The organism is Sulfuriferula plumbiphila (genome assembly GCF_009938015.1).
Lineage (GTDB): Bacteria > Pseudomonadota > Gammaproteobacteria > Burkholderiales > Sulfuriferulaceae > Sulfuriferula > Sulfuriferula plumbiphila.
In genome coordinates, this window is sequence record NZ_AP021884.1 from 583,179 (window position 1) to 606,638 (window position 23,460).

The following is a 23,460-nucleotide window of genomic DNA, read 5'->3' on the forward strand; positions in this document are numbered from 1 at the left end:
AGCGGGAGTTCAAAAACTTTGAAAACGCGACTAACCACGGAGCGCACGGGGATCACGCGGAAAGCAAAGGGTTTTCTCCTTATCGTACTGGACAATGTTTCCGACCTGGCGGCGAGTATGGCGGGGCGCAGTTGCCGTGGCTCGCAGCGGATTTGCATGCGCTTCCTGTCCGTCATTTTCCCGTCACCTGTGCGGTGGTGCCATGCCGGGATGCGTTAAACTGAACAACATGGATAATGAGATAAAGGGATCACATTGTTAAGCTGCATCTCCCGGCATAAAAAACATGGGCTACAAACGTAAAGCCCGCATACTGTTTCTCGGTGGTCTGCATCCGGTGCCCCCCAATCTCGCCGCGCACTATGCCAATCGTCTGGGAGCCGGATGGATGGAGGCGCGCGCCGCGGTGCTGCCCGGCGTGGCGGGCGATGTGCCGGTTCTCAGCGACAGCGCTGTGGCGTGGGCGGATTTACTGGTCACCCTGGATGCCGTAGCCAACGCTGCGCGTCCGCCGCTGCGCCCCGGCCTGCAGCATCGCCATTACCCGTTCGAGCCGCTACCCGATGTGGCCGACAAGCCTGCCTGGACCGCGCTGGCAGTTTGCATTCGCGAGCGTGTGGAGGGCATGACCGGCGGAATGCGACTGATGCAGCGGGCCAGTCTGGACGATGACGGTTTATAATCGAGGGCACCTCAAATCAACACCGAATAACAACCTATGGAGATCACCATGGCCGAAGCTGCCATTATCCGCGACAACACCGAACATGCCCAGCTGACCCAGTTTCTGACTCAGCAGTACTTGTGCGAATCGCTCACCGTGGCTGAGGTGAATACCTTGCTCAATTACCTGACCGTGTTGCGCTTCAGCAGCGACGCGGTGATCTCGGACGTCGGCGACGTCGGCGACGAACTGTATTTCGTGGTCAAAGGCGAGGTCGCACTGGTGATTCCGGATGGCACCAACGAATATGAAGTGGTGCGCTCGAGCGCAGGTGAAATGCTGGGCATGATGTCGTTTTTCGACAAGCGCGCACGTTCGGTGCGACTGGTCGCCAAGGCTGCGGATACGCAGGTGCTGAAGCTGCCGCGCGCCATGTACAAACGCATGAAAGTCGAACATCCCTATATCGCCATAAATATTGTCGAGCAGGCGGTGCTGAGCATGGACCACCTGTTCCGTGCGGTGAGCAGCGATCACGCGCAGTTCTCGCATTACCTGTACGGGCCGGGCGTCAAAACCTGACCGGGTTAAGTGCCGGCAGGATCAGTCCTGTAGAGGCGTTTAACTGAAGTGACTGGATTAAATCCGGCAGGCTTGAGTTGACATTGCTCCTGGTCTGAAACGGAAACGTGAAGGCTTGCGCTGCCAGCGCTTTATTTCACCACAACCGTGCCGGTCATGTATTTGTGAAACCCGCAATGATACTTATACGTGCCGGCTACGCTGAAGGTGTGGCTGAAACTGTCACCCTGTTTCAGCGTGTCAGAAGCAACCCCCCCCGCATCGCCGACAACACTGTGATTCACCTTGTCCTGATTGGTCCAGGTCACTTGGCTGCCGACCGGCACCTCAATGGACGCAGGTGCGAAAGCAAACGTGAAAATTGTCACGCTGCTGTCTGCATAGGCATGTAACGTCACTGCCGACAACGATACTAACGCCGCCAGTAGTAGAGAATTTTTCAAGCTTTCGAGCATTCCGGTACTCCTTGTAGCCAGCATAATCCGTCCGGACGCGCAGTCGCGCGTCCGGCGGGAATTTTACTTATGGTCAACGTCTTTTTTCATGGGCGCCAGAATCGCCAGCAGCTTGTTGCCCGCACCAATGGGCACATTGTTGTCGGCAAAGGACATTTGCAGGTCTTCCACCAGTGCGTTGAACTGTGCGGAATTGATGTTCATGCCCTTGTGCGCTTCAGCCATGCTTTCGCCCGTATAAGTACACGGACCGCCTGTCTTTGCACATACCTGCTCTACCAGCATCATTTTCAAGTGCGGGATGTTGGCATTGGCAAAGATTGGGTTGATCCGCTTGTCCGCCAGTACGTGAGTCAACAAGTCGTCAATGATTTTGGTAACGCCCGGCTTGCCGCCCAGCTGGTCATACAGGATGGGACTGTCTGCTGCCACGGCCAGATTGATGGACAGCGCCGCAAGCAGTCCGGTGAGAAGAATACGAGTTGGTTTCATGAAATTGCTCCTGGATTAGAAACTGAATTGACCGGACACATACACACCGCGCTTACTGGTCGAATTGGCGTCAGGTCGAGTGGTATCGGGTAACGCTCCCAAATCGGCATACGCTGCCACCAACGCAAAGCGTTTGTTGGGAATGTAAGCGATATAAGCATCTTTGTAGGCATCCTGTTTGGTGTGCACGCCAAGCGGTGCGCCTAATCCGTTATCCGGATTCTGACGGTATTCTGCGCCCACCAGCCAGGTATTGGCCGGGTCGAGGAATACGCCCACCGAACCTTCAAATCTGGCTTTATAGCTGTCGTTGCCGGGGCCACCAAAACCCAGCAATCCCATCTGGTTGGCTTTGGTCATGCGCACCGTACCGTTCAACAGCACATTGCGGCCTGCCAGGCCACCCAGAAATACTTTGGTGGCCGCCAGATAGAAGTCGGTGCCCGAGTCGTGACGTGCTCCCAGCACCTTTGGAATAAAGCTGTAATCGAGGTTGCGCTTGTACTGTATGCCAAATGCAACCTGCGGCAGCAGGCTGTCCTGAGCGTAAATCGCATCGCCGAATAATTTTACTTTCGCACCAAAAACATCCTGGCGGATAGCCGGCGATATATTGAGCCCAAGTCCTGACAATACGGTATTGTCCAGGCTCAGTCTTTGCCGTGCGTATGACAATTCCACGCGATCATACAGGCCGATCGCCGCACCGGTGCTGACCAGGTCATAATTGGGAACTCTGACATTCGTCAGGAATGCGCTGCCACCAATTTCATCTTCGGTTCCGTAGCCGGAAATGAGCGCCCAGGGCACTATCCCGCCGCCCGCAGAACCTTCAATCTGGGTAGCGCCTCCGGTAGCCAGCAGGCGCCCGCCGGCATGTGCGGCTGATGCGCCTGATACACACAATCCCAATGCCAAGCCACACGACAGCAGGGCGCTGTTCAGTTTTTTCCTTCTCAACGCGACTCCAGACATACAGCCTCCTCGTAAATTTCAATATTCATAAAATGTTTCTTGCGGATGTTTCCCGGTACAGTGGGTGTCCTGCCGCATTGATTCATGGCTCAGGAAAACGCCTGTAAATTGGGTTGCGGCAGGGCCTCGACAATGGGCTGAAAACACAACCGGGAAACAATGCCAGTTAGCCAATAAATGCCGCAGGGACAGGGTCTTCACCCAAGGCATTGAGCAAGACCGACCAATGCATGGTTTCATCGCCGAGTATGCTTGCCGCCGCCTTGGCTAGTTCACGGTTATGAAATACCGGTACTGCGCCTAGATACGCGAGTGCCGCGCCATGTTCCAAGCCCGCAGCGAAACGAAGTACGTCGGCCTGGTTCTTGAGCTTCTCTACCGGAAAGCCGTAGCCGTTCGCTGCGAGCGCTTCGACTGGCGTGCCGCCCAGTTTCTTGACGGTGGCACTCAATACGTCAGCATGGGCGCGATGGTGCCCCTGAAATTTCACCGCCACTGCAAGCACGGGTTTTTGCAGTAAATTGCTTTCTGCGCCCACCTGATAAGCTGCAATGGCCTGATATTCAAGAGCCAGCGCAGTATTGAGGACGGCGACGTCGTCATGGTCGCTCTTGGAGATGCCGGCTTTCATGGCCGCAGCGGCGGCTGGATTGGTGTGCGCAAGACTGACAGCCGCCAGTGCGCCCAGGGACAATACACTCGCCTGGCGCATGAATCCCCGGCGTGCGGGGTCGTTAAGAATGTTGCTCAGATCGTTTTGCATTTCCACTCTCCTTTTAGGTGATTGGGTAAGCTACCCACTACCATTTACGAGAGCCAATGCAAATTGGATTCAGGAAACGACTAAAGGCCCCTGATATAACACTGGACCAGTAGGTTGGCCAGTAGGAGAACCGCCGGCAGGTTCCAGGCTGATCGCTACCGCTTGTGCGTGCGCGAACTGGCCGCGTACCTGCGTCGGCAGCACTGCGGTTTTGCTGCCGGCAAGTGGCACGAGGCCCAGAGACACGGGTTTGCCACCCTCGGGGAGCAGCCACAGTTGCAGGGATTGATTCGCGGCCAGCATGCGTGGCGCCAAGGCCTTGATGGTGAGTTGGGAAGCGCGCGCGCTCACTATCCATGCCGGTTTGGCATGTGTATCTGTAATGAGCGCCACATAAGCAATCTCCGGAGTGCGCATAGGCGCAACAGCGATATACAGTGCGAGCCCAGCCGCAGCGGCGGTGGAAACCAGGCCAAGATTGCGCCAGAAGACGAGACTCCAGCGTGATACTGCTTGAACCCCGATGCGCGCCTGGATGCGGCGCCACACGCGCGGTGGGGGAGCAACCGGCGGCAGCGCGTGCGCCAGCGGCATCAGCCGCGTCTGCCACGCCGCTACCTCATCGCGTAGACTTGCGTCGCGCAGCAGCAAACGCTCGAAGCGCGCCCGTGCACGGCCCTGAAGTGTGCCCAGCACATATTCGCCTGCCAACCTTTGCTGTAGTTCGGGATCGTTATACTTCATGCGAATCTTCCAAACACTTTTTAATTGCGCCCATTCCGCGTCTGATCCACGTTTTTACGGTACCTATTGGCTGCTGCATATGTTGCGCCAGCTCTGAATGCGTCAAGCCATGCCAGAAAGCGAGTGCAATCGTTTGTCTTAGCCTGGCTTCGATCCGTCCCATGCAGTCATTCAACGCTGTTGCATCGCGTGACTGCTCAAGCCGTTCGAACAGGCTTGCGGATTCGTCCTTCCAGGTTTCCTCGGCATCCTCGTCCGCAGCGTCCTCGCGCTGTGGACGCCGCAGCCAGTCCAGGGCACGATTGCGCACAATATGCGTCATCCAGGTCAACGGTGCCGCTTTCCCGCTCACATAGCCCGGGGCATGATGCCAGATATTGACGAACGCCTCCTGCAAAACCTCTTCTGCCCAGTCCTGTCTTCTGACTATACGTAATGCAACGGCAAACAGTTTTGCGGACGTGACGCGATATAGACGCTCGAATGCCTGCTGATCCCTGAGGGCGCAGCGGGAAAGCAGGTTGATCAGGGGATCTTCAGCAGAAGGCGGCAGCATGTGATTGGGGTCGGTGATGTTGGTGGCGATCGTAAACAGCGTGCATGGCAAAAATTTGATGTTCAAGAGCTTGCTGCCGCCAGCATATTGCTGCTGCTACGATCGCCGACATGGGTACGAAGCCGCTGACATCGGATATCGCTCCAATGGGAGGATTCACGCCATGAAGGTGTTTCTTGATGATGAAGGAGATTTTGATGATTGTATTCCCGTGGTTCATCGGACGATGCTTTCAGGCGGCGATGCGCTTACTGCGTGTGCGATGCAGTGTGGTCACCGGATGGACACTGCGGGACACACGGCTCTGCCTTGGTGCCATGCAAAAGGCCCTGCGCACGGCGGTTTTTGGCTTGCGGCACGGGCGCAACCATACAAGCAGGCCATGGCGACTGAACATTCACTGGCCGGGGATTTTCACATACTTCTTATTAATCCGCCACAATCGACCGGCTTGCTCACGTAGGTCTTTGCATTTTCGTCTCCCTGCCCAAGTCCTGGGCCAGGGCTGCTAAATACCACCGCCAAACCCGTTCTGCCGCCATGCTTCAAACACCGTCACCGCTACCGAGTTCGACAAATTCAGGCTGCGGCTCCCCGCCATCATCGGCAGGCGGATGCGCCGCTCGCTGGTGAATTCATCCAGCACGTCACCCGGCAGCCCGCGCGTTTCCGGGCCGAATACAAACACGTCGCCCGGCGCGAATTGGCAGCAACCGATACTGGCCGAAGCTTTGGTAGTGAGCGCAAACATGCGCTGTCCGTTCAGCCCGGCGCGGCACGCCGCCCAGTCTTCATGCACCATCACCCTGGCGTACTCGTGGTAATCCAGCCCGGCGCGGCGTAGTTGTTTGTCTTCCAGCACAAAGCCCAGCGGTTTGACCAGATGCAGGGTGCAGCCAGTATTGGCCGCGAGGCGAATGACATTGCCGGTGTTGGGCGGGATTTCCGGCTGATAGAGAACGATGTTGAACATGGGCGGAAAGACCGGGTTTACGGGATATAATCAATGCATAACGATTACACGAGGTTTGCGCATGGTACCGCATTTAACGACTGCCCTCACCGGGCCGCTGCTGGACATGGAGCGGCTGATTTTGGGCGCTACCCCGCAGATTGAACGCTGGTTTCGCAACCAGTGGCAGGAGCACGCCGCACCGTTTTACACCTCGGTGGATTTGCGTAACAGCGGCTTCAAGCTTGCACCCGTAGATACCAACCTGTTCCCCGGCGGGTTTAATAATCTCAATCCCGATTTCATCCCGCTGGCGGTGCAGGCGGCGATGAGCGCGGTGGAAAAAATCTGCCCGGATGCGCAGCGCCTGTTGCTGATCCCGGAAAACCACACGCGCAATCTGTTCTATCTGCAAAACGTGGCGCAGCTGGCCAGTATCCTGCAGCAAACCGGCATGGAAGTGCGCCTGGGCAGCCTGATACCCGAGCTCACCGGGCCGCTCAAGGTGGATTTGCCAGACGGCGCATCGCTGCTGCTCGAACCCGTTGTGCGTCATGGCAACCGCATCGGTGTGGCGGGGTTCAACCCGTGTGCGATCCTGCTCAACAACGATCTCTCCGGCGGCATCCCCGCGCTGCTGCAAAACATTGAGCAATCGCTGCTGCCGCCCCTGCACGCTGGCTGGCATGTGCGCCGCAAGTCACGCCATTTTGCTGCCTACAATCAGGTGGCGACGGAGTTCGCCGCGCTGATCGGGCTCGATCCATGGTTCATCAATCCGTATTTTTCCACCTGCGGACGCGTCAATTTTCAAGAGCGCCAGGGCGAGGAATGCCTTGAGAAGAACGCTGCCATCGTGCTCGAAAAAATCCGCAAGAAATACGCTGAATACAGGATTGACGCCGAGCCTTTTGTGATTGCCAAGGCGGATGCCGGTACCTACGGCATGGGCATCATGACGGTGAAAGACCCGTCCGAAGTGCGCGAGCTGAATCGCAAGCAGCGCAACAAAATGGCGGTGGGCAAGGAAGGCCAGCAAATTTCCGAGGTCATTATCCAGGAGGGGGTGCACACCTTCGAGAGTATCAACGACGCGGTGGCAGAACCGGTGGTGTACATGGTGGACCATTTCGTGGTGGGCGGGTTTTATCGCGTGCATACCGGGCGCGGACCGGATGAGAACCTGAACGCACCGGGGATGCACTTCGTGCCGCTGGCATTCGCAACCCCGTGTTGCACACCCAACCGGTCAGCCAATCCCGATTCCACCCCCAACCGCTTCTATACTTACGGCGTGGTGGCACGGCTGGCGATGCTGGCGGCATCCATCGAGCTGGAACAAACCGACCCGGACAATCAATGAATCTTGCCTTCATCCTCGACCCGCCAGCCACGCTCAAGGCCTATAAGGACAGTTCGGTTGCCATGCTGCGCGAAGCGGGGGCACGCGGGCATGCGCTGTTTGCACTGCGCCAGGCGGACATTATCCTGCGTGACAATCAAGTCATCGGCTATGCCAAGCCACTGCGCGTTGCTGCCGACAACGCCAACTGGTTTGAGCTGGGACACGCCGAGGCGACGCCATTGAACCGCTTCGACGCGGTGGTGATGCGCAAAGACCCGCCGTTCGATACCGAATACCTGTACACCACGCATCTGCTGGAGCTGGCGCAAGGCCACGGTGCACGGGTATTCAACCGCCCCGATGCCTTGCGCGATTTCAATGAAAAACTCGCCATCGCGCGCTTCCCGCAATTTACCGTGCCCACCCTGGTGACGCGGTGCGCCTTCCACATCCACGCATTCCTCGCCGAGCACGGCGATGTGATTCTCAAGCCGCTGGACGGCATGGGCGGGGCGGGTATTTTCCGGGTGCGTCGCGGTGACGCCAATCTCAATGTCATCGTGGAAACATTGACCCGGCTGGAAACCCGTACGGTTATGGCGCAACGTTATATCCCGGAAATTACCCGGGGCGACAAGCGTATCCTGCTGATTGATGGCGAGGTGGTGCCGTTTGCCCTGGCGCGTATTCCCGCCGAGGGTGAGACGCGCGGCAACCTGGCTGCGGGCGGACGCGGTGTCGCGCAGCCCTTGTCCGCACGCGACCGTGAAATTGCGCATACCATTGCGCCGGTGTTGCGCGATCTGGGCCTGTTTTTGGTCGGGCTGGACGTGATCGGCGACCATCTCACCGAAATCAACGTCACCAGCCCCACCGGATTTCAGGAAATCGCCCAGCAGACCGGTTTTAACGTGGCAGGGATATTCATCGATGCGCTGGAGCGGCGATGCGCCTGATGAGCGTTGTTGCGCTATTGCTGCTGATGCTGACGGGTTGCGCCAAGCATCCTCTCTACACTCAGGAGAGCTATGTCTTCGGCACGCGTGTGGAGGTGAGCATCTACGGCGAACCGGAAGCCAGGGCACGTCGTGTCACGGCGCAAATATTGCGTGATTTCGACCAGATGCATCACAGCCTGCATGCCTGGGAGCCGGGCACGCTGGAGCGTATGAACGGCATTTTCGCGCTGAGTCCGAGCAAGGCAGCGATTGCACCCGGCATGATCCCGATTATTCGTGACGCCACCCGCTATTCGGAACAATCGCAAGGCCTGTTCAATCCGGCCATAGGCAACCTGATCCGGCTGTGGGGGTTCCAGTCCGATACTTTCAAGGCGAAATTGCCCGACCCGGCAAAAATCGCCGAACTGGTGCGCGCCAACCCGCAAATGCATGACATTGTCATCGACGGCATTCTATTCCATAGCACCAACCCTGCCGTGCGTCTCGATCTGGGCGGCTACGCCAAGGGCTATGCGCTGGACGTGGCAGCCAGCTACCTGCGCAGCCAGGGGGTAAAAAACGCACTGATCAATATTGGCGGCAATATCCTGGCGCTGGGGCAGCACGGCGACCGTCCCTGGCGCGTGGGTATCCAGAATCCGCGCGCTCCTGGCCCCATTGCCACGCTGGAATTGCGCGACGGCGAAGCCATCGGCACCTCGGGTGATTATCAGCGCTACTTCGAAGTGGGCGGCAAGCGCTATTGCCACATCATCGATCCGCGCACCGGCTGGCCCGCGCAGGGGGTGCAGGCGGTCACGGTGCTGGTTCCGCCGTCAGCTCATGCCGGCACCTTGTCCGATGTCGCCAGCAAGCCCATTTTCATTGCGGGCAGCGCAGGCTGGCGCGCAGCAGCGCAGCGCATGGGGGTCGCCAATGTGATGTTTATAGACGGGCAGGGGCATGTTGAACTCACCGACAGCATGAAACAGCGCCTGCGTTTCGAACCACGCTCCTGACTGCGGTAGAATGATAGTCCCGCTTAATCTGATTCGATAACCATGATTGGCATACTCATCGTCGCCCACGGCAGTCTGGGCGAAAGTCTGATTCAATGCGCCACGCACGTAATGGGCGAGCGCCCGCCTTTGCTCACTCCGTTGAACGTGATTGATTGCCCGGACATCATGACGATGACGGCAAAAGCCCAGCAGCTGATTGAAGAGCTTGACCAGGGCGACGGCGTGTTGATGCTGTCCGACATCTATGGCGCCACACCGTGCAATACTGCCTGTCGCCTGCTTTATCCGGGGCGCGTGGAAGGTATTGCCGGGGTCAACCTGCCCATGCTGATCCGCGCGCTCACCTATCGTCATGAGCCGCTCGACAAACTGGTAATCAAGGCACTCTCCGGTGGCCACGAAGGCATTCTGCATATTTCACCGGAGCTGTGTGATGCTGCAACAGGACGTTGAAATCATCAACAAGCTCGGGCTGCATGCGCGCGCATCGGCCAAGCTCACGCAGACCGCCGGGCAGTTCCAGAGCGCAATCTGGCTCACTCGCAACAACCGCCGGGTCAACGCCAAAAGCATCATGGGCGTGATGATGCTGGCAGCGGCCAAAGGCAGCACTCTCAGTATCGAAACCGAGGGTGCGGATGAGGCTGCGGCCATGGACGCCCTGCTGGCGCTGATCAACGACAAGTTTGGAGAAGGCGAGTGAGCGCCACCCTGCACGGCATCGGCGTTTCCAGCGGCATTGCCATCGGTCCTGCGCGGCTGGCCTCGCATACACGCATCGAAGTTGCCCACTATGTGCTGCAAAAAGCACATATTGCCGAGGAGCTGGAGCGCTTCGACGAAGCGGTGCAAACCGTGCGCGCCGAGATGAGCGCACTGCGCAGCCAGATCCCTGCCAACGCCCCGGCGGAGTTGCCCGCGTTCCTTGATATGCATCTGATGATTCTGAATGATTCGATGCTGTCGCAAGCGCCGAAGCAGCTCATCGAAACCCAGCAATGCAACGCAGAGTGGGCGCTCACCCAGCAGATGGAACAGCTGGTGGCGCAGTTCGACGAAATTGACGACGCCTATCTGCGCGAGCGCAAGACCGACGTGGTACAGGTGGTGGAGCGCGTCATCAAGGTGCTGCTGGGGCATCCCGGCCATCTGCCACTGGCCGAAGATGCGCGCCATGACGGCATCCTGGTGGCGCATGATCTGTCGCCTGCCGACATGATCGGTTTCAAGCGCCAGCAGTTTGCCGCGTTCATTACTGATATGGGCGGCACCACTTCACATACCGCCATTCTCGCGCGCAGCCTGAACATCCCCTCGGTGATGGCGCTGCACAACGCACGCAGCCTGATTCGTGAAAATGAAACCATCATCGTGGACGGCGATCACGGTGTGGTGATTCTCGACCCGGATGAAACGGTGCTGGAAGAGTATCGCCTGCGCCAGAACGAGTGGAAGATTGAACACCAGAAGCTCAAGCGCCTGAAGGGCAACCGCGCCGCCACGCTCGATGGCGTGGTGGTGGAACTGCACGGTAATATCGAACTGCCGCAAGACGTAGCGGCGGTGCAGGAATCGGGTGCAACGGGCATTGGTCTGTTCCGCAGCGAATTCCTGTTCATGAACCGCGCCGATCTGCCCGGCGAGGACGAGCAGTTTGAAGCTTATCGCGAAGTGGCGGAGGCGATGAACGGAATGCCGGTGACCATCCGCACCCTCGATCTGGGTGCTGACAAACCACTGGCCGGACTCACTGCCCACACCCTCAATCCGGCACTCGGTCTGCGCGCGATTCGCCTGTGTCTGGCTGAACCGAAATTGTTCCGCACCCAGTTGCGCGCGATTCTGCGGGCCTCGCACTTTGGTCAGGTACGCATCCTTATCCCCATGCTGTCCAGCCTGCCGGAGCTGCGCCAGACCCAGTACGCTATCGAGGCGGCCAAGGCCAGTCTGGTTGCCGATGGCATCGCGTTTGATCCGGCTGTCAAGGTGGGGGGCATGATCGAAATCCCTGCCGCTGCACTGGCCGCACAGAGCTTTGCCGAGCGTATGGATTTTCTGTCCATCGGCACCAACGATCTGATCCAGTACACACTGGCGATTGATCGTGCCGACGACAGCGTGTCGCACCTGTACGACCCGCTGCACCCGGCGGTGCTACAGCTGATCGCGATGACCATTCGCGCCGGCGAGAAAGCGGGCAAGCCGGTATCGGTGTGCGGCGAAATGGCGGGTGACCCACTGCTCACACGCCTGTTGTTGGGTCTGGGGCTGCGCAGCTACTCCATGCACCCGGCCAGCCTGCTCTCGGTCAAACAGCGCGTGCTCAAAAGCAATAGCGTGGAAGCCGCCGCCCAGGCTGGCAAAATCATGCGCGGCCATGAGCCGGACAAGCTGCAAACGCTGCTCGCCCGATTGAACGCCTGATGCACCCGCAATACTGGCAGCAAGCCACGAGCGAATTGGCCGCCGGCGATGCGGTGTTGAAATCGCTGATTGCGCGTTACCCGGAAGTCAGCATGCGCAGTCGGGGTGACGCGTTTTCTACACTGGCGCGCTCCATCGCCGGGCAGCAGATTTCGGTGAAAGCCTCCGAAGCTGTATGGCAGCGCCTTTTGGCATGTGCTGTGCTTACCCCGGAAGCTATCGCAAACACTGCGCCGGAAGTTTTGCGTACTTGCGGTTTCTCGCTGCGCAAGGTTGAATACCTGCGCGATCTTGCGGCCAAATTTGTCGACGGCTCATTGCATCCCGGCTTGTGGCAGGATATGGACGACGAGGCGGTGATTGTCGAATTGTGCCGGGTGCGCGGCATTGGCCGCTGGACTGCGGAAATGTTTCTGATGTTCTATCTGTTACGTCCGGATGTGCTGCCGCTGGATGATATCGGCCTGCAAAAAGCCATGGCCGCACAGTATCAGAACGGCGCACCGATCAGCAAAATCAAAATGCGCAGCCTGGCCGAAACCTGGCGCCCGTGGCGTTCGGTGGCGACCTGGTACCTGTGGCGCAGCCTGGATCCGCAGGTCGTGGCGTACTAATGCCTTTAAAAATGGCTTAACCACGGAGAACACGGGGTTCACGGAGGAAACCTTAAATACGATAAATTCATATATTCGCTTTTCCTCCGTGAACCCCGTGTTCTCCGTGGTTAACTTGTTTTTTTCCGAATTTACAGATTTTGCGCCAGCCAGCGTTTGAGTCCGCTGGCATCCAGTGCGCCCGACATGCGCGCTGCCTCGGTGCCGTTTTTGAACAAAATCAGGGTGGGGATACTGCGGATATGATAGCGCGCAGCCAGCGCCTGCTCGGCCTCAGTCTCGACCTTGGCAAAGCGCACCTGGCTGGCCAGTTCCGCGCCGGCCTGTTTAAAGGCAGGCGCCATCATTTTGCAGGGGCCGCACCAGCTCGCCCAGAAATCCACCAGCACTGGCAAATCGTTGCGCGTGATGAAGCGGTCGAAGTTGCTGGCGCCAAGATCAAGTGGTAAACCGGCGTGCAGCAGTGCGCCGCACTTGCCGCATTTGGGTGTTTGATTGACGCGTTCGGCGGGGATACGGTTAACCGCCTGACAGGACGGGCAGACCAGATTCATATTAAGCACCTCGGTTAAAATATATCCGGTAGGTGCGGCATTTCAGGCGTTTTTCAAGCCGGGCGATCAGCTTTTCAGCAGAGCGTCCAGTTTACCGGCACGGTCCAATGCGGAGAGATCGTCGAAGCCACCCACGTGGGTGTTACCCACATAGATTTGCGGCACGGTGCGGCGTCCGGTGCGCGTCATCATCTCCGCGCGGCGGGTGTGATCGAGGTCGACGCGGATTTTTTCCACGCTGGCCCCTTTGCCCTGCAGCAGGCGTTCAGCCATGACGCAGTAGGGGCATACTGCGGTGCAATACATGATGACTGTGGGCATGCTATTTCACCGTCGGCAGACCGGCCTGTTCCCAAGCCTTGATGCCACCTTTGAGGTTGTAAACCTGGCTAAAGCCGTTTTTGCGCAGGACCCCGCAGGCCATGGCCGAACGCGTACCGCTTTGGCAATTCACCAGGATGGTCTTGTCTTTGTGCTTTTCCAGAGGCTTGAGGCCGGCAGCCAGCTGCCCAAGCGGGATGTGGCGCGCATTGGCAATGTGTCCGGCGGCGAACTCGTTGGCTTCGCGCACGTCCAGAACCAGCGCATCCTGATGATTGATGAGCTGCACCGCCTGGGTGGTGTCAGCGCTGAGTGCACCGCTCAGTTTGCCGCGTATTATGGGCAGGATCAGCATGATGCCGGAAAACGCAGCCAGCAGAACCAGCCAGATGTTTTGTTGAAGAAATTCCAAAATGGGCTCCCGGGATTAAAGACCGCAACCTGTTTTGACGCCCGCTTTTTTGAGCATGACATCCATCGGGCAAAAACGGGTAATGCCGCTCTGGAACAGGTTGAAGCCAACAAAGGCGGTCAGCCACAGCCAGCTGATATGGCTCATGTCCACGCTGCCGGCCAGATGCGCCAGCAGCAGGGAGGTCATGATGAACAGGCCGGCGATAATACGAACTGCGCGTTCTACAGTCATGGTGTTTCCTTCAGGTTGGTTAAATGGTTCTGCTTTGACGCGCCAGCAGGCGACGCTCCCACAGGTAATATATCAGCGGAATCACGATCAGTGTCAGCGCTGTAGAAGCAAAGGTACCGAAAATCAGCGACACCGCCAAGCCTCCAAATACCGGGTCGGTCACCATGATGGCCGAACCCAGGATGATGGCGAGCGCAGTCAGCATGATGGGACGAAAGCGTACCGCGCCGGCCTCGATCACTGCTTCCTCGAGGCCGTAGCCGCGCGCCCGGTAATCGATGATGAAGTCGATCAGCAGCAGCGAGTTGCGCACCACCACGCCGGCCAGGGCGATGACGCCGATCATCGAGGTGGCGGTGAATGCCTGCTGGGTGATCCAGTGGCCGGGGAACACGCCCACCAGCGTGAGCGGAATCGCACCCATCACGATCAGCGGCATCATGAACGACTTGTAGTAACCCACCAGCATCAGGTAGATGAATACCAGCGCCACGATGAAGGCGGAACCCAGATCGCGGAACACGTCCAGGGTGAGGCGCATTTCGCCGCCCCACAGCAGGTGGTAGCTCATCACGTCATCGGGTTGGGCCTGGGTGAAGCCAAGGTTGCCGGTCTTGAACGTCACCCCGGCGGGCAGCAGTTTGCCGTCGAGCATTTTGTCCAGCGCCAGCACGGCGTATACCGGGCTGGACTTGAGCAGTTCGCCACCGACCATGACCACGGGATGCTGATCGCGGTCGTAGATCGGCTTGTCCTGGGTGGCGCGTTCCACGGTGGCGATGGCAGACAGCGGCACTTGCTGGCCGGACAGGTTGGTGACGCGGATGGACAGGATCTGGGCCGGCGTCTGGCGTTCGCTTTGCGGCAGGCGCACGGTAATGTTTACCGGTTCGCGCGCATCATCCACGTGCACGGTGCCGATGGAGAAACCGGATACATAGTCGTGCAACAGCCTGCCTACCTGACCTACAGCCACGCCCGATAGTGCGGCTTTTTCGCGGTCCACTTTCACATGGAACGCATCCACGGTGGCGGTCACCGAATCGTCCACGTTGACGATGCCGTAGATCTTGCTGAAATCTCGATCCACGTCTGCCGCCGCGGCGCGCAGCTTGTTGTAGTCCGGGCCATACAGTTCGGCCAGAATCTGCGACTGTACCGGCGGGCCGGGCGGGGTTTCGTACAGTTTCAGCCTGGCCTGCGGGAAGGCCTTGCGTACCGGTGCCAGCGCCGCGTTGAAGTCGTTCACGATTGCGTGCGACGGCACGGAGCGATCATGTTTGCTGGTGAGGTTGACGCGCAACTGGGCGATGTTGTCGCCGCGTTTCAGCATGTCGCCGCGCACCAGGGCGGCAAAATCCACCGGGGCGGTCATGCCGAGGAAGGTCTGGTAGTCGGTCACGTATTTTGTGTTTGCCAGAACGTCGCCTACCGCACGCGCCACCCGATCAGTTTCGGCCAGGGTGGTGCCGGCCGGTGTATCCACCTGCACCAGGAAGGTGTTGGTGTTGTCGTTGGGCAGCATTTTCAGCTCCACGCCCAGAGCGGACAACGGGCCGTTCATGCCGGAAGGCCGGATAAACTGCCAGGCGGGCTGGATCATTGCCGCCAGCAGCAGGCCCAGTATCACCAGGAACAGCAGGTTGCGGCGGCCAGCGTGTCTGATAAACGGTGTAATCACCGCCACGTAGGCGCGGTGCAGCCGGTCTTTCGGGTCGGCGTCGTTTTCCCCCAGTGCGGGCTTCTGCGCGAGCGACTTGGCGGCCTTGCCGGCGAGCCAGCGGTTGGCAGCCCAGGGCACCACCATGTAGGCGATCACCAGCGAAGCAATCATTGCTATCGGCACGTTGAACGGGATGGGACGCATGAAGGGCCCCATCATGCCGGTGACGAAAGCCATCGGGATAAACGCCAGGATGACCGCGATGGTGGCGATGTTGGTGGGGTTGCCGATCTCGTTGGTGGCGGTTACCAGGGCTTCCTTGAAGTTCTTGCCGCCGCCGTGGTGCATGTGCCGGTGGATGTTTTCCACTACCACAATCGCCGCGTCCACCAGCAGCCCCAGGGACAGAATCAGCGCGAACAGGGTAATGCGGTTAATGGTCTGGCCGGCGATGAGGCCGACGGTCAGCACCACAAACAGGATCAGCGGTACGGTGAGGGTAACGATGGCGGCTTCGCGCCAGCCCAGAAACAGCACCAGAATCACCACCACCGAGCCGATGGCGATGCCCAGATGTTCCATCAGGGTATTCACCGCGTCGTTGGCCTTGGCGCCGTCGTCGCGGGTGACGGCGACTTCAATGCCCTGGGGAATGGCCTGGCGTTTCAGGCTGTCCAGCTTCTGGAGTACCGCGTCAGCGACGACTACCGCATTGGTGCCGGCCTTCTTGGCGATGGCGATGGTGACCGCCGGTGCCTCGCCGCGATAGGCTGGATCATGAGCGGCAGGGCCATAGGCGAAACGGGTCTGTTCATCGGTTTCCGCCGCGCCGTCCTGGAGGGTGGCAACGTCTTTCAGGAATACCGGTTTGCCATTGGGTGCGCCGACGATGATCTGGCCCACTTCGCGTGCGTTGCCAATAAAGCCGGACAGACGCAACGGCTGGTTGCGATTGGCGTCGACCAGGGTGCCGATCGGCACGGAGACGTTGGCGCCTTGCAGCATCTTGTCCACCTGGTCGAGGCTCACACCGGCTGCCGCCAGTTTGGCGGGGGAGATCCACACGTTGATTGCACGCTGCGCGCCGCCCACCAGCTGGGTGAAGGACACGCCCGGCACATTGCGCAGCTGTTCAAGCACGCGGGCGGACACCTGACGCAGCTGATAGTCATCCATCTGGGTGGAACTCAGCGTCAGTGTCATGATCGGCACGTCGTCCACGTTGATCGGCTTGACCAGTGGCTGCATGGCGCCCGGCGGGATGCTGTCGAGGTTCTGCATCAACTGGTTGTAGAGCTTGACCAGGCTTTTTTCCTGGTCTTCGCCGACGTCGAACTGAACGGTGACGACGCCGAAGTCGGGGGCGGCATAGCCGAAGGTATGTTTCACCCCGGACTGGGCGTTCATGATCGCTTCCAGCGGTTTTACCACCAGGTTCTGGATTTCGGTGGCCGATGCCCCCGGCTTGGCGACAATAATGTTGGCGGCCGGCACCACGATCTGCGGGTTGTATTCCCGCGCCGTGACGAATAGCGCCATCACACCGGCCAGCGTTACCGCCAGCATCAGCATGGCGGTGATTTTTGATTCCAGGAAAGTGCGGGCGATCCTGCCCGCGATATTCAGGGGTGCCGGGTGCGGATCAGACATTGCCGCCCCCTGCGCTGACTATTTTGTCGCCGGATTGCAGATTGGCGGTGGCCGAGGTCACGACGCGCTCGCCGGGGGTCAGGCCGGCCTGGATTTCCACCTGGCCAGCGCTGGTATCACCGACGCGCACCATACGGTAATGGGCGATGCCCTGGGCGTCCACCACGAACACGCCGGTGATGCCGGCACGGTCGAGCACAGCCGGCTGCGGGACGCGCACGCCCTCACGCTGGCCGGTGGGGAAGGCGACCAGTACATACATGCCGCTCTTGAACCGGGTACCCTGAGGCAAATCAATTTTGACCAGGTAGGTGCGCGTGACCGGATCGGCGGCGGGCACCAGGCGCGCGATCGTGCCGGTGATGGCGGTGCCGGTACCATTTACTTGCAGGCTGACGCTGTCTCCCAGCTTCAAGTGGGCGAACACATCGGACGACACGCTTGTCTGTACCTGCAGGCGGGCCGGGTTTTCCAGCATCAGTACGGGCCTGCCCGGTGTGGCGAGGTCGCCCACGTTGGCCAGTTTCTGCGTAATGATGCCGGCGAACGGCGCGGTCAGCGTAGCGTAGCGCATTTGCGCGGCGGCAGTACCGAGACCGGCGCGGGCAGCCGCTGCCTGCTGCCGGGCCACCTGGTATTGCAGGCGCACCTTGTCCCATTGCTGCTTGGGAATGGCCTCTTCCTTGTATAAGGCGCCAAAGCGCTGGTAATCATTTTTGGCGTCGGCGAGCGCCGCTTCCGCCTGTGCCAGCCCGGCTTTGGCCTGGCTAACCTGACCCTGGATATCGGTCGGATCGACCGTGAACAGGCGCTGGCCGGCGACGACGCTTTGCCCTTCCTGCACATTCATTTCACGGATAAAACCCATCAGGCGCGAAGCGATCTGGGCCTGCTGTTCGGCAATGACGCTGCCGGGAGCAGTGGCGATGATGGGCAGCACGGTTTTCTGCACCACGGCCATATCGGCTGTGACTGTGGCTGCCTGAGTTGTGGTTTGCTGTTGTTGGTCCTTTTCGCTGCATCCGGCTAGTGCAAGCGCCAGCCCCAGCGCAACAGCAGCGGATTTAATGGCTTTCATGGCTCGATGATTCACGATCAACTCCCTGGTCTTTATAACTGGTCTGGTTCGAGCTTGCCGATCGCCAGCTTGAGGCTGGCGCGCTGCACGGCGAGGTCATACTGGGCTGCCACCACATCGGCATGCGCCTTGTCCTGCTGGGCCTGGGCAGCGAGCAGTTCGGCGATGGTGGCCACGCCGCTGGCATAGCGCTTGTTGACTAGATTGGCTGCCGCATCGGCACTGGTCACGGCGAGCTGGCGCGCAGCCAGGCGAAATTCGGCTTCTTCGGCCTTGCGGCGCGAATCATCCACCTGCAAGGCAACCCCGTTTTCTGCCTGCACCAGGCGCGCCTGCTGCTCGGCATGCTTGGCTGAGGCGCGATCTACCGCGCCGCGCGTGACGTTGCCGTCGAACATGGTCCAGCTTAGCGAGCCGCCCAGTGTGTAAGAGCTGGCAGAAAAGCCGATCTTGCTGTCATTCCAGTCCTGCCGCGCCATCAGCCCGACCTGCGGGTACAGGCCGGCTTTGGCTGCTTTGACACCCGCCTGCGAGGCGCCCAATTGGTCGCGCATGGCCTTCAGCTTCGGGTTGTCAGCCAGCGCCAGTGCGCGCAAAGCAGCGGCGCTTCCGGGGATGGCGGCCGGCATGACCGGTGCGCCGACGTCGAGCGGTTCGGACAAGGGCAGTCCTAGCAGAAGATGCAGTTGATCCAGTGCGGCGGCTTCGGCGTTCCTGGCTTGCAACAGCTGGATGCGCACGTCTTCCAGTCGCACCTGCGCAGACAACAGGTCGCTCTTCACCACCACGCCGCCTTTGACCAGGCTGTCGATGGTTTTGACCTGGGCGGCAGCGGCAGCCTCAGCCTGTTTCGCCACGCTGACGAAGGCGCGCGCGGAATGAACGCCCTGATAGGCTTGCAATACGTTGAAAATGACCTGCTGGCGTGCCGCCACATCGCCATGCTGGGCGGCCCTGATGTAGGCCTGCGCCTGTTCGATGTTGCCCTCAATCAGGCCGCCGGTATAAAGCGGCAGCTGGGCTTCCAGACGCGTGTTGAAATTGTTGACGCTGCCCGGGTGGTTGAGGTTGTCTGGCGCAACGCCCAGCGCGGCCGGCCCGGTGAACTGGCTGGCACCAAAATCATTGAATGTGGCGTTGCGCTGCGATAGCTTGATGCCAAACGCGTTGAGTGCGTCGTTGGTACGCGTGGCATTGACCGAGGCGGTGAGCCGGGGCAGCCGGCTGCCTTGCGCCTGGCGCAGGCCGGCCAGGGCCTGATCAAGCTGGGCACGGCTGACGGATAAGTCCGGGTTCTGACGCAGCGCGGTTGCCACACACTGGTCAAAGTCAAGTGTTTGTGCCGTCGCAGCGGGAAGGTGCGCCAGCCAAAATGCAGCGGATAGCAGCAGGGCACTGAGCCGCCTGACGTTATAGCGTGGTTGACGCAGATGCATTTTTACTTGCCCCCTGGCTCGTGGCCTGATCGGGCTGGCACGGAATCGCGTGCATTACCCCCGCACAGGCTGTAGTTCTGAACAACACGACATGCTTATATATTAGAGAATAATTATATTCTAACTATTATAGTCGAAGCAAACGATATTCTGGATTATAAGCGTGTTAGAGCGCTTGTCTGACCGGATGCTGGCTGAAGTGAATGATTGGGAAGGCAGGAATGGCGATCAGAACGCGCAGCCATGGACCTTGTCCATGGCTGCGCGTGAGGAAGGTTTATTTTGAGAAACCGCAAAAAACATCGCGCATCATGCTGATCAGGCGCAAGGTGCGGGTATCGCCGACGCGGTAGAATACGCGGTTGGCGTCCTTGCGCGTGCGCAGCACACCCTTGTCGCGCAGAATGGCCAGGTGCTGGGAGATGTTGCTCTGTGAGGTGCCGACACTGTCCACAATGTCCTGCACACTGACTTCGCGATCACCGAGTACGCACAATATCTTGAGGCGCAACGGATGCGACATTGCCTTCATGGCGCGCGAGGCTTGCTCAATGTGCTCGTCTTTGTCGATCAGGTCCACGTGTTCAAGGTTCAGGATGGTTGCAGTGCTTGCGTTAACAGTACTCATTGGTAAAGTACCCTTTAAAAATCAACTGATTTAAAGAATATTATAATGCAATCAGTATTAAAATATACTAAAATTGAATTATTAAAAAAATAGATTCAGTATAGAAAAGGTTGCGCCTGTTTGCGCACCGAAAGCAAATATAAACATGAAGGTAAAATCCGTTCTGCTGATTATCCTCGACGGCTTTGGCTGCCGTCGCTGCCGCACCGACAATGCCATCGCGCAAGCCCGCAAACCCAATTGGGACAGACTCTGGCAAACCAGCCCGCACACCCTCATCCAGGCCTCAGAATCCGCTGTAGGGTTGCCTTCCGGGCAGATGGGCAACTCCGAAGTGGGGCACCTCAACATCGGTGCAGGGCGTGTGGTGTACCAGGAATTCACGCGTATCGATCTGTCCATCAGCAGCGGTTCGTTTTATACCAACCCGGCGTTGCTGGCGGCGATAGCCACCGCAAAAAACAACGGCAAGGCGCTGCATATCCTGGGGCTGCTCTCCGATGGCGGTGTGCACAGTCACGAGCTGCACATCCACGCCATGCTGGAAATGGCCGCGCGCGAAGGCCTGGAAAAAATATACCTGCATGTGTTTCTGGATGGTCGCGACACGCCCCCCAAAAGTGCAGAAGTCAATCTGCAGCGTTTGCAGGCAAAAATCGAACAGTTGCAAGTCGGGCGTGTGGCCTCGATGATCGGGCGCTATTTCGCCATGGATCGCGACCGTCGCTGGCAGCGAGTCAAAGCTGCCTATGATCTGATTACTCAAGGGCGTGCCGAATACACCGCGCCTGATGCATTGACCGGCCTGGCGCAAGCCTACGCGCGCGGCGAAAGCGACGAATTCATCAAGGCCACGGCGCTTGTGGCACCGGGCGAGAAGCCTGTGCGTATCGAAAATGGTGATGCGGTGGTGTTCATGAATTTCCGGTCAGATCGTGCACGGCAGATTTCGCGCACCTTTATCGAACCGGATTTCAGTGAATTCGAACGCGAGTACCAACCCCGGCTTGGCGCATTTTGTACGCTCACCGGTTACAGTGACGAATTCAATGTATCGGTGGCATTCCCGCCGGAGCGCATTCGCAACGGCTTTGGCGAGTATGTCTCAAAAACAGGCCTGAAACAGCTGCGCATTGCCGAGACTGAAAAATATCCGCACGTCACGTTCTTTTTCAATGGTGGCGAGGAAACGGTTTACGAGGGCGAGGAGCGCATCCTGATCGCTTCGCCGGATGTTGCCACCTACGACATGAAGCCGGAGATGAGCGCTTATGAGCTCACCGACAAGCTGGTGAGTGCAATTGAAACCCGCAAGTTCGACGCCATCATCTGCAACTATGCCAATGCGGACATGGTCGGCCACACCGGCAATCTGCCTGCCGCCGTGCGCGCCATCGAAGTGCTGGACGAATGCATCGGGCGCGTCATCCCGGCGATGCTGGAAACCGGTGGCGAGGTCATCATCACCGCCGACCACGGCAACGCCGAGATGATGCTGGACGAGCAAACCACCCAGGCACACACCGCACATACCACCAACCTGGTGCCGTTACTTTATGTCGGCAAGCGCCGTGTGCATCTGGCGGAAAACGGTGCGCTGGAAGATGTGAGCCCCACACTGCTCAAATTGATGGGGCTGCCTCAGCCGTCCGAAATGTCCGGAAGATCGCTGATCGAGTTCGAGTGAAACACGCGCCCAGACTGTTCGTATTGCTGGTATTGCTGAGTGGGGCGGGTAATGCGGTCGCAGTGTCCCAGGAAGATCTGGTCAGGCTGCGTCAGCATATCGAAGCGCTGCGCCGCGACAACGAAAATGCGCAGGCCAACCGCAGCCAGGCGGCGGATGCCCTGCAGCAATCGGAGCGCGCCATCAGCGATGCCAACCGGCGCGTTTATCAGCTCGATCGCGAGCAGGGAGCGGTGAAGCAAAGCCTGGCGCAACTGCGTGCGGATAGCGACGCTGCCAGACTGTCCGTCACCCGTCAGCAGCAACAACTGGCGCAGCTTCTCAACCAGCAGTATATGCGCGGTCGGGACGACACCGCCAAACTGCTGATGAATGGCCAGGATCCCAACCAGCTGGCACGCAACCTGCACTACTATGCCTGCCTTGCGCAAGCGCGCTCGGCCCTGATTGCGAGCTTGCATGCAGGGCTGGCGCGCCTCGATAAGCTTGCCCAGGCACAACAGGAAAAACAGGCGCAGCTCGACAGTATTCGCCAGCAGCGGCTTGCCCAGCGTCAGCAACTCGAAGTGCAGCGTCAGGAAAAACGCCGTGTAATAGACAAGTTGGGCGCGCAGATACAAAGCCAGCGCAAGGAAATTGCCACGCTGGAGCGCAACGAAAAACACCTTACCCAACTCGTAGAAGCGCTCGCCAAAGCGGCGGCTAAACGCGCTGCCGCCAGAAAAGCCGCGCAAGAGAGAGCCGCTGCAGCGCGCAGGAAGCATCATCAGGCTGCGCCTGAACGCGGCCAGGAAGTCACCCCGGAATCCCCTCGGCCCAGGCCGGCAACACCTGTGCCGGAATTGGCTATAACCGGAACTTCGTTTGGACGCCTTAAAGGGCGGCTCGAGTTACCGGTTCATGGGGAACTTGTTCACCGTTTCGGTACTCCACGGGAACGGGGCGGCTCGTTGTGGAAAGGTTTGTTCTTCAAGGCGCGCGCCGGCCAGCCAGTACATGTTGTTGCTGCTGGCCGGGTGGTGTTTGCAGACTGGCTGCGCGGGTTTGGCAATCTGATCATTGTTGACCACGGCAGTGGCTACATGAGTCTGTACAGTAATAATGAAACATTGTATAAGCAGGTGGGTGATGCCGTCAGGGCGGGCGAAACCATTGCTGCCGTGGGCAATAGTGGAGGCGACCCGGATGCGGGGTTATATTTTGAATTGCGCTATCAGAGTCGGGCATTTGACCCGATGAGCTGGATGGCAGGTAAATGAGGGAACAGG

27 protein-coding genes are annotated in these 23,460 nt (G+C 59.1%); 12 read left to right on the top strand and 15 right to left on the bottom strand.

What is annotated here, in order from left to right; translation table 11 throughout:
* Nucleotides 1-286: 286 nt before the first annotated feature.
* Both GZH91_RS03050 and GZH91_RS03055 read left to right on the top strand, forming a co-directional pair.
* Complete coding sequence (locus GZH91_RS03050; RefSeq protein WP_147070658.1) at nt 287-682, top strand: hypothetical protein; 396 nt, start codon at nt 287-289, stop codon at nt 680-682.
* 48 nt (nt 683-730) lie between these two features.
* Nucleotides 731-1,246: a Crp/Fnr family transcriptional regulator gene (locus tag GZH91_RS03055; RefSeq protein WP_147070660.1), complete on the top strand. Its 516-nt coding sequence runs from the start codon at nt 731-733 to the stop codon at nt 1,244-1,246.
* 131 nt (nt 1,247-1,377) lie between these two features.
* On the opposite strand, the gene GZH91_RS03060 is transcribed toward GZH91_RS03055, so the two are convergent.
* From GZH91_RS03060 to GZH91_RS03085, 6 genes are all read right to left on the bottom strand, one after another.
* Nucleotides 1,378-1,701 (bottom strand): cupredoxin domain-containing protein, encoded by a 324-nt coding sequence (locus GZH91_RS03060; RefSeq protein ID WP_161984161.1) that lies wholly within the window; start codon nt 1,699-1,701, stop codon nt 1,378-1,380.
* 63 nt (nt 1,702-1,764) lie between these two features.
* The gene (locus GZH91_RS03065; RefSeq protein ID WP_147070664.1) at nt 1,765-2,193 is read right to left on the bottom strand and encodes a group I truncated hemoglobin; all 429 of its coding nucleotides are present in this window, start codon (nt 2,191-2,193) and stop codon (nt 1,765-1,767) included.
* A 15-nt stretch (nt 2,194-2,208) separates the two neighbouring features.
* The gene (locus tag GZH91_RS03070; protein ID WP_147070666.1) at nt 2,209-3,168 is read right to left on the bottom strand and encodes a DUF3034 family protein; all 960 of its coding nucleotides are present in this window, start codon (nt 3,166-3,168) and stop codon (nt 2,209-2,211) included.
* Between the two features lie 166 nt (nt 3,169-3,334).
* Nucleotides 3,335-3,931: a ferritin-like domain-containing protein gene (locus GZH91_RS03075; protein WP_147070667.1), complete on the bottom strand. Its 597-nt coding sequence runs from the start codon at nt 3,929-3,931 to the stop codon at nt 3,335-3,337.
* Nucleotides 3,932-4,000: 69 nt separating this feature from the next.
* Complete coding sequence (locus GZH91_RS03080) at nt 4,001-4,675, bottom strand: anti-sigma factor (RefSeq protein WP_147070669.1); 675 nt, start codon at nt 4,673-4,675, stop codon at nt 4,001-4,003.
* Entirely contained in the window at nt 4,665-5,297 is a 633-nt protein-coding gene (locus GZH91_RS03085) for a sigma-70 family RNA polymerase sigma factor (RefSeq protein WP_198415380.1), read from the bottom strand. Before GZH91_RS03085 ends, GZH91_RS03080 begins: the two co-directional genes overlap by 11 nt.
* A 97-nt stretch (nt 5,298-5,394) precedes the next feature.
* On the opposite strand from GZH91_RS03085, the gene GZH91_RS03090 reads away from it, so the two are divergent.
* Nucleotides 5,395-5,694, top strand: coding sequence for a hypothetical protein (locus GZH91_RS03090; protein WP_147070671.1), 300 nt, complete (start codon nt 5,395-5,397; stop codon nt 5,692-5,694).
* A gap of 45 nt (nt 5,695-5,739) precedes the next feature.
* Here GZH91_RS03090 and GZH91_RS03095 read toward each other — a convergent pair whose 3' ends face one another.
* Nucleotides 5,740-6,204 (bottom strand): tRNA (cytidine(34)-2'-O)-methyltransferase, encoded by a 465-nt coding sequence (locus GZH91_RS03095; RefSeq protein WP_147070673.1) that lies wholly within the window; start codon nt 6,202-6,204, stop codon nt 5,740-5,742.
* A gap of 61 nt (nt 6,205-6,265) precedes the next feature.
* On the opposite strand from GZH91_RS03095, the gene gshA reads away from it, so the two are divergent.
* Genes gshA through GZH91_RS03130 form a run of 7 tightly spaced genes read left to right on the top strand, consistent with a single transcriptional unit; the run spans nt 6,266 to nt 12,529 of the window.
* Complete coding sequence (gene gshA, locus GZH91_RS03100; protein WP_147070675.1) at nt 6,266-7,546, top strand: glutamate--cysteine ligase; 1,281 nt, start codon at nt 6,266-6,268, stop codon at nt 7,544-7,546.
* Entirely contained in the window at nt 7,543-8,484 is a 942-nt protein-coding gene (gshB, locus tag GZH91_RS03105; protein ID WP_147070677.1) for a glutathione synthase, read from the top strand. Before gshA ends, gshB begins: the two co-directional genes overlap by 4 nt.
* Nucleotides 8,475-9,488 carry an FAD:protein FMN transferase gene (locus tag GZH91_RS03110; protein WP_147070678.1) on the top strand — a complete coding sequence of 338 codons (1,014 nt, stop codon included), beginning with the start codon at nt 8,475-8,477 and terminating at the stop codon, nt 9,486-9,488. Before gshB ends, GZH91_RS03110 begins: the two co-directional genes overlap by 10 nt.
* Before the next feature lie 42 nt (nt 9,489-9,530).
* Nucleotides 9,531-9,944 (top strand): PTS sugar transporter subunit IIA, encoded by a 414-nt coding sequence (locus GZH91_RS03115; protein ID WP_147070679.1) that lies wholly within the window; start codon nt 9,531-9,533, stop codon nt 9,942-9,944.
* On the top strand, nt 9,925-10,194 hold the full coding sequence (locus tag GZH91_RS03120) for an HPr family phosphocarrier protein (RefSeq protein ID WP_147070681.1): 270 nt from the start codon (nt 9,925-9,927) through the stop codon (nt 10,192-10,194). Before GZH91_RS03115 ends, GZH91_RS03120 begins: the two co-directional genes overlap by 20 nt.
* Complete coding sequence (ptsP, locus tag GZH91_RS03125) at nt 10,191-11,915, top strand: phosphoenolpyruvate--protein phosphotransferase (protein ID WP_147070684.1); 1,725 nt, start codon at nt 10,191-10,193, stop codon at nt 11,913-11,915. The genes GZH91_RS03120 and ptsP overlap by 4 nt, the downstream gene beginning before the upstream one ends.
* Nucleotides 11,915-12,529, top strand: a complete 615-nt coding sequence (locus tag GZH91_RS03130) for a DNA-3-methyladenine glycosylase family protein (RefSeq protein ID WP_174861818.1) — start codon at nt 11,915-11,917, stop codon at nt 12,527-12,529. Before ptsP ends, GZH91_RS03130 begins: the two co-directional genes overlap by 1 nt.
* A 131-nt stretch (nt 12,530-12,660) precedes the next feature.
* Here the strand turns inward: GZH91_RS03130 and trxC are convergent, their stop codons facing one another.
* The 8 genes from trxC to GZH91_RS03170 form a co-directional block, all read right to left on the bottom strand.
* The gene (gene trxC, locus GZH91_RS03135) at nt 12,661-13,083 is read right to left on the bottom strand and encodes a thioredoxin TrxC (protein WP_147070688.1); all 423 of its coding nucleotides are present in this window, start codon (nt 13,081-13,083) and stop codon (nt 12,661-12,663) included.
* Nucleotides 13,084-13,149: 66 nt separating this feature from the next.
* The gene (grxC, locus tag GZH91_RS03140) at nt 13,150-13,404 is read right to left on the bottom strand and encodes a glutaredoxin 3 (protein ID WP_147070690.1); all 255 of its coding nucleotides are present in this window, start codon (nt 13,402-13,404) and stop codon (nt 13,150-13,152) included.
* A 1-nt stretch (nt 13,405) separates the two neighbouring features.
* Nucleotides 13,406-13,816, bottom strand: coding sequence for a rhodanese-like domain-containing protein (locus GZH91_RS03145; RefSeq protein ID WP_147070692.1), 411 nt, complete (start codon nt 13,814-13,816; stop codon nt 13,406-13,408).
* A 15-nt stretch (nt 13,817-13,831) separates the two neighbouring features.
* Nucleotides 13,832-14,050, bottom strand: coding sequence for a YgaP family membrane protein (locus GZH91_RS03150; protein ID WP_147070694.1), 219 nt, complete (start codon nt 14,048-14,050; stop codon nt 13,832-13,834).
* 19 nt (nt 14,051-14,069) lie between these two features.
* Complete coding sequence (locus tag GZH91_RS03155; protein WP_147070696.1) at nt 14,070-17,363, bottom strand: efflux RND transporter permease subunit; 3,294 nt, start codon at nt 17,361-17,363, stop codon at nt 14,070-14,072.
* Nucleotides 17,356-18,441: an efflux RND transporter periplasmic adaptor subunit gene (locus GZH91_RS03160; RefSeq protein WP_198415382.1), complete on the bottom strand. Its 1,086-nt coding sequence runs from the start codon at nt 18,439-18,441 to the stop codon at nt 17,356-17,358. Before GZH91_RS03160 ends, GZH91_RS03155 begins: the two co-directional genes overlap by 8 nt.
* 32 nt (nt 18,442-18,473) lie before the next feature.
* Entirely contained in the window at nt 18,474-19,877 is a 1,404-nt protein-coding gene (locus GZH91_RS03165) for a TolC family protein (RefSeq protein WP_198415383.1), read from the bottom strand.
* 277 nt (nt 19,878-20,154) lie between these two features.
* Nucleotides 20,155-20,505, bottom strand: coding sequence for an ArsR/SmtB family transcription factor (locus GZH91_RS03170; protein ID WP_147070700.1), 351 nt, complete (start codon nt 20,503-20,505; stop codon nt 20,155-20,157).
* A 145-nt stretch (nt 20,506-20,650) separates the two neighbouring features.
* Between GZH91_RS03170 and gpmI the strand changes: the two genes are divergently transcribed.
* Nucleotides 20,651-22,192: a 2,3-bisphosphoglycerate-independent phosphoglycerate mutase gene (gpmI, locus tag GZH91_RS03175; RefSeq protein WP_147070702.1), complete on the top strand. Its 1,542-nt coding sequence runs from the start codon at nt 20,651-20,653 to the stop codon at nt 22,190-22,192.
* Complete coding sequence (locus GZH91_RS03180) at nt 22,189-23,451, top strand: murein hydrolase activator EnvC family protein (RefSeq protein ID WP_147070704.1); 1,263 nt, start codon at nt 22,189-22,191, stop codon at nt 23,449-23,451. Before gpmI ends, GZH91_RS03180 begins: the two co-directional genes overlap by 4 nt.
* The last annotated feature ends 9 nt before the right edge of the window (nt 23,452-23,460 follow it).

What these genes read in the sequence shown, in the direction of transcription:
- GZH91_RS03110 (WP_147070678.1), top strand. Translation starts at nt 8,475, where the DNA reads ATGCGCCTGATGAGCGTTGTTGCGCTATTGCTGCTGATGCTGACGGGT.
- grxC (WP_147070690.1), bottom strand. Translation starts at nt 13,404, where the DNA reads ATGCCCACAGTCATCATGTATTGCACCGCAGTATGCCCCTACTGCGTC.
- GZH91_RS03160 (WP_198415382.1), bottom strand. Translation starts at nt 18,441, where the DNA reads ATGAAAGCCATTAAATCCGCTGCTGTTGCGCTGGGGCTGGCGCTTGCA.
- GZH91_RS03075 (WP_147070667.1), bottom strand. Translation starts at nt 3,931, where the DNA reads ATGCAAAACGATCTGAGCAACATTCTTAACGACCCCGCACGCCGGGGA.
- GZH91_RS03120 (WP_147070681.1), top strand. Translation starts at nt 9,925, where the DNA reads ATGCTGCAACAGGACGTTGAAATCATCAACAAGCTCGGGCTGCATGCG.
- gpmI (WP_147070702.1), top strand. Translation starts at nt 20,651, where the DNA reads ATGAAGGTAAAATCCGTTCTGCTGATTATCCTCGACGGCTTTGGCTGC.
- trxC (WP_147070688.1), bottom strand. Translation starts at nt 13,083, where the DNA reads ATGAATCTGGTCTGCCCGTCCTGTCAGGCGGTTAACCGTATCCCCGCC.
- GZH91_RS03170 (WP_147070700.1), bottom strand. Translation starts at nt 20,505, where the DNA reads ATGAGTACTGTTAACGCAAGCACTGCAACCATCCTGAACCTTGAACAC.
- GZH91_RS03050 (WP_147070658.1), top strand. Translation starts at nt 287, where the DNA reads ATGGGCTACAAACGTAAAGCCCGCATACTGTTTCTCGGTGGTCTGCAT.
- GZH91_RS03155 (WP_147070696.1), bottom strand. Translation starts at nt 17,363, where the DNA reads ATGTCTGATCCGCACCCGGCACCCCTGAATATCGCGGGCAGGATCGCC.
- GZH91_RS03115 (WP_147070679.1), top strand. Translation starts at nt 9,531, where the DNA reads ATGATTGGCATACTCATCGTCGCCCACGGCAGTCTGGGCGAAAGTCTG.
- GZH91_RS03080 (WP_147070669.1), bottom strand. Translation starts at nt 4,675, where the DNA reads ATGAAGTATAACGATCCCGAACTACAGCAAAGGTTGGCAGGCGAATAT.
- GZH91_RS03095 (WP_147070673.1), bottom strand. Translation starts at nt 6,204, where the DNA reads ATGTTCAACATCGTTCTCTATCAGCCGGAAATCCCGCCCAACACCGGC.
- GZH91_RS03165 (WP_198415383.1), bottom strand. Translation starts at nt 19,877, where the DNA reads ATGCATCTGCGTCAACCACGCTATAACGTCAGGCGGCTCAGTGCCCTG.
- GZH91_RS03150 (WP_147070694.1), bottom strand. Translation starts at nt 14,050, where the DNA reads ATGACTGTAGAACGCGCAGTTCGTATTATCGCCGGCCTGTTCATCATG.
- gshA (WP_147070675.1), top strand. Translation starts at nt 6,266, where the DNA reads ATGGTACCGCATTTAACGACTGCCCTCACCGGGCCGCTGCTGGACATG.
- GZH91_RS03090 (WP_147070671.1), top strand. Translation starts at nt 5,395, where the DNA reads ATGAAGGTGTTTCTTGATGATGAAGGAGATTTTGATGATTGTATTCCC.
- GZH91_RS03055 (WP_147070660.1), top strand. Translation starts at nt 731, where the DNA reads ATGGCCGAAGCTGCCATTATCCGCGACAACACCGAACATGCCCAGCTG.
- gshB (WP_147070677.1), top strand. Translation starts at nt 7,543, where the DNA reads ATGAATCTTGCCTTCATCCTCGACCCGCCAGCCACGCTCAAGGCCTAT.
- GZH91_RS03065 (WP_147070664.1), bottom strand. Translation starts at nt 2,193, where the DNA reads ATGAAACCAACTCGTATTCTTCTCACCGGACTGCTTGCGGCGCTGTCC.
- GZH91_RS03070 (WP_147070666.1), bottom strand. Translation starts at nt 3,168, where the DNA reads ATGTCTGGAGTCGCGTTGAGAAGGAAAAAACTGAACAGCGCCCTGCTG.
- GZH91_RS03130 (WP_174861818.1), top strand. Translation starts at nt 11,915, where the DNA reads ATGCACCCGCAATACTGGCAGCAAGCCACGAGCGAATTGGCCGCCGGC.
- GZH91_RS03060 (WP_161984161.1), bottom strand. Translation starts at nt 1,701, where the DNA reads ATGCTCGAAAGCTTGAAAAATTCTCTACTACTGGCGGCGTTAGTATCG.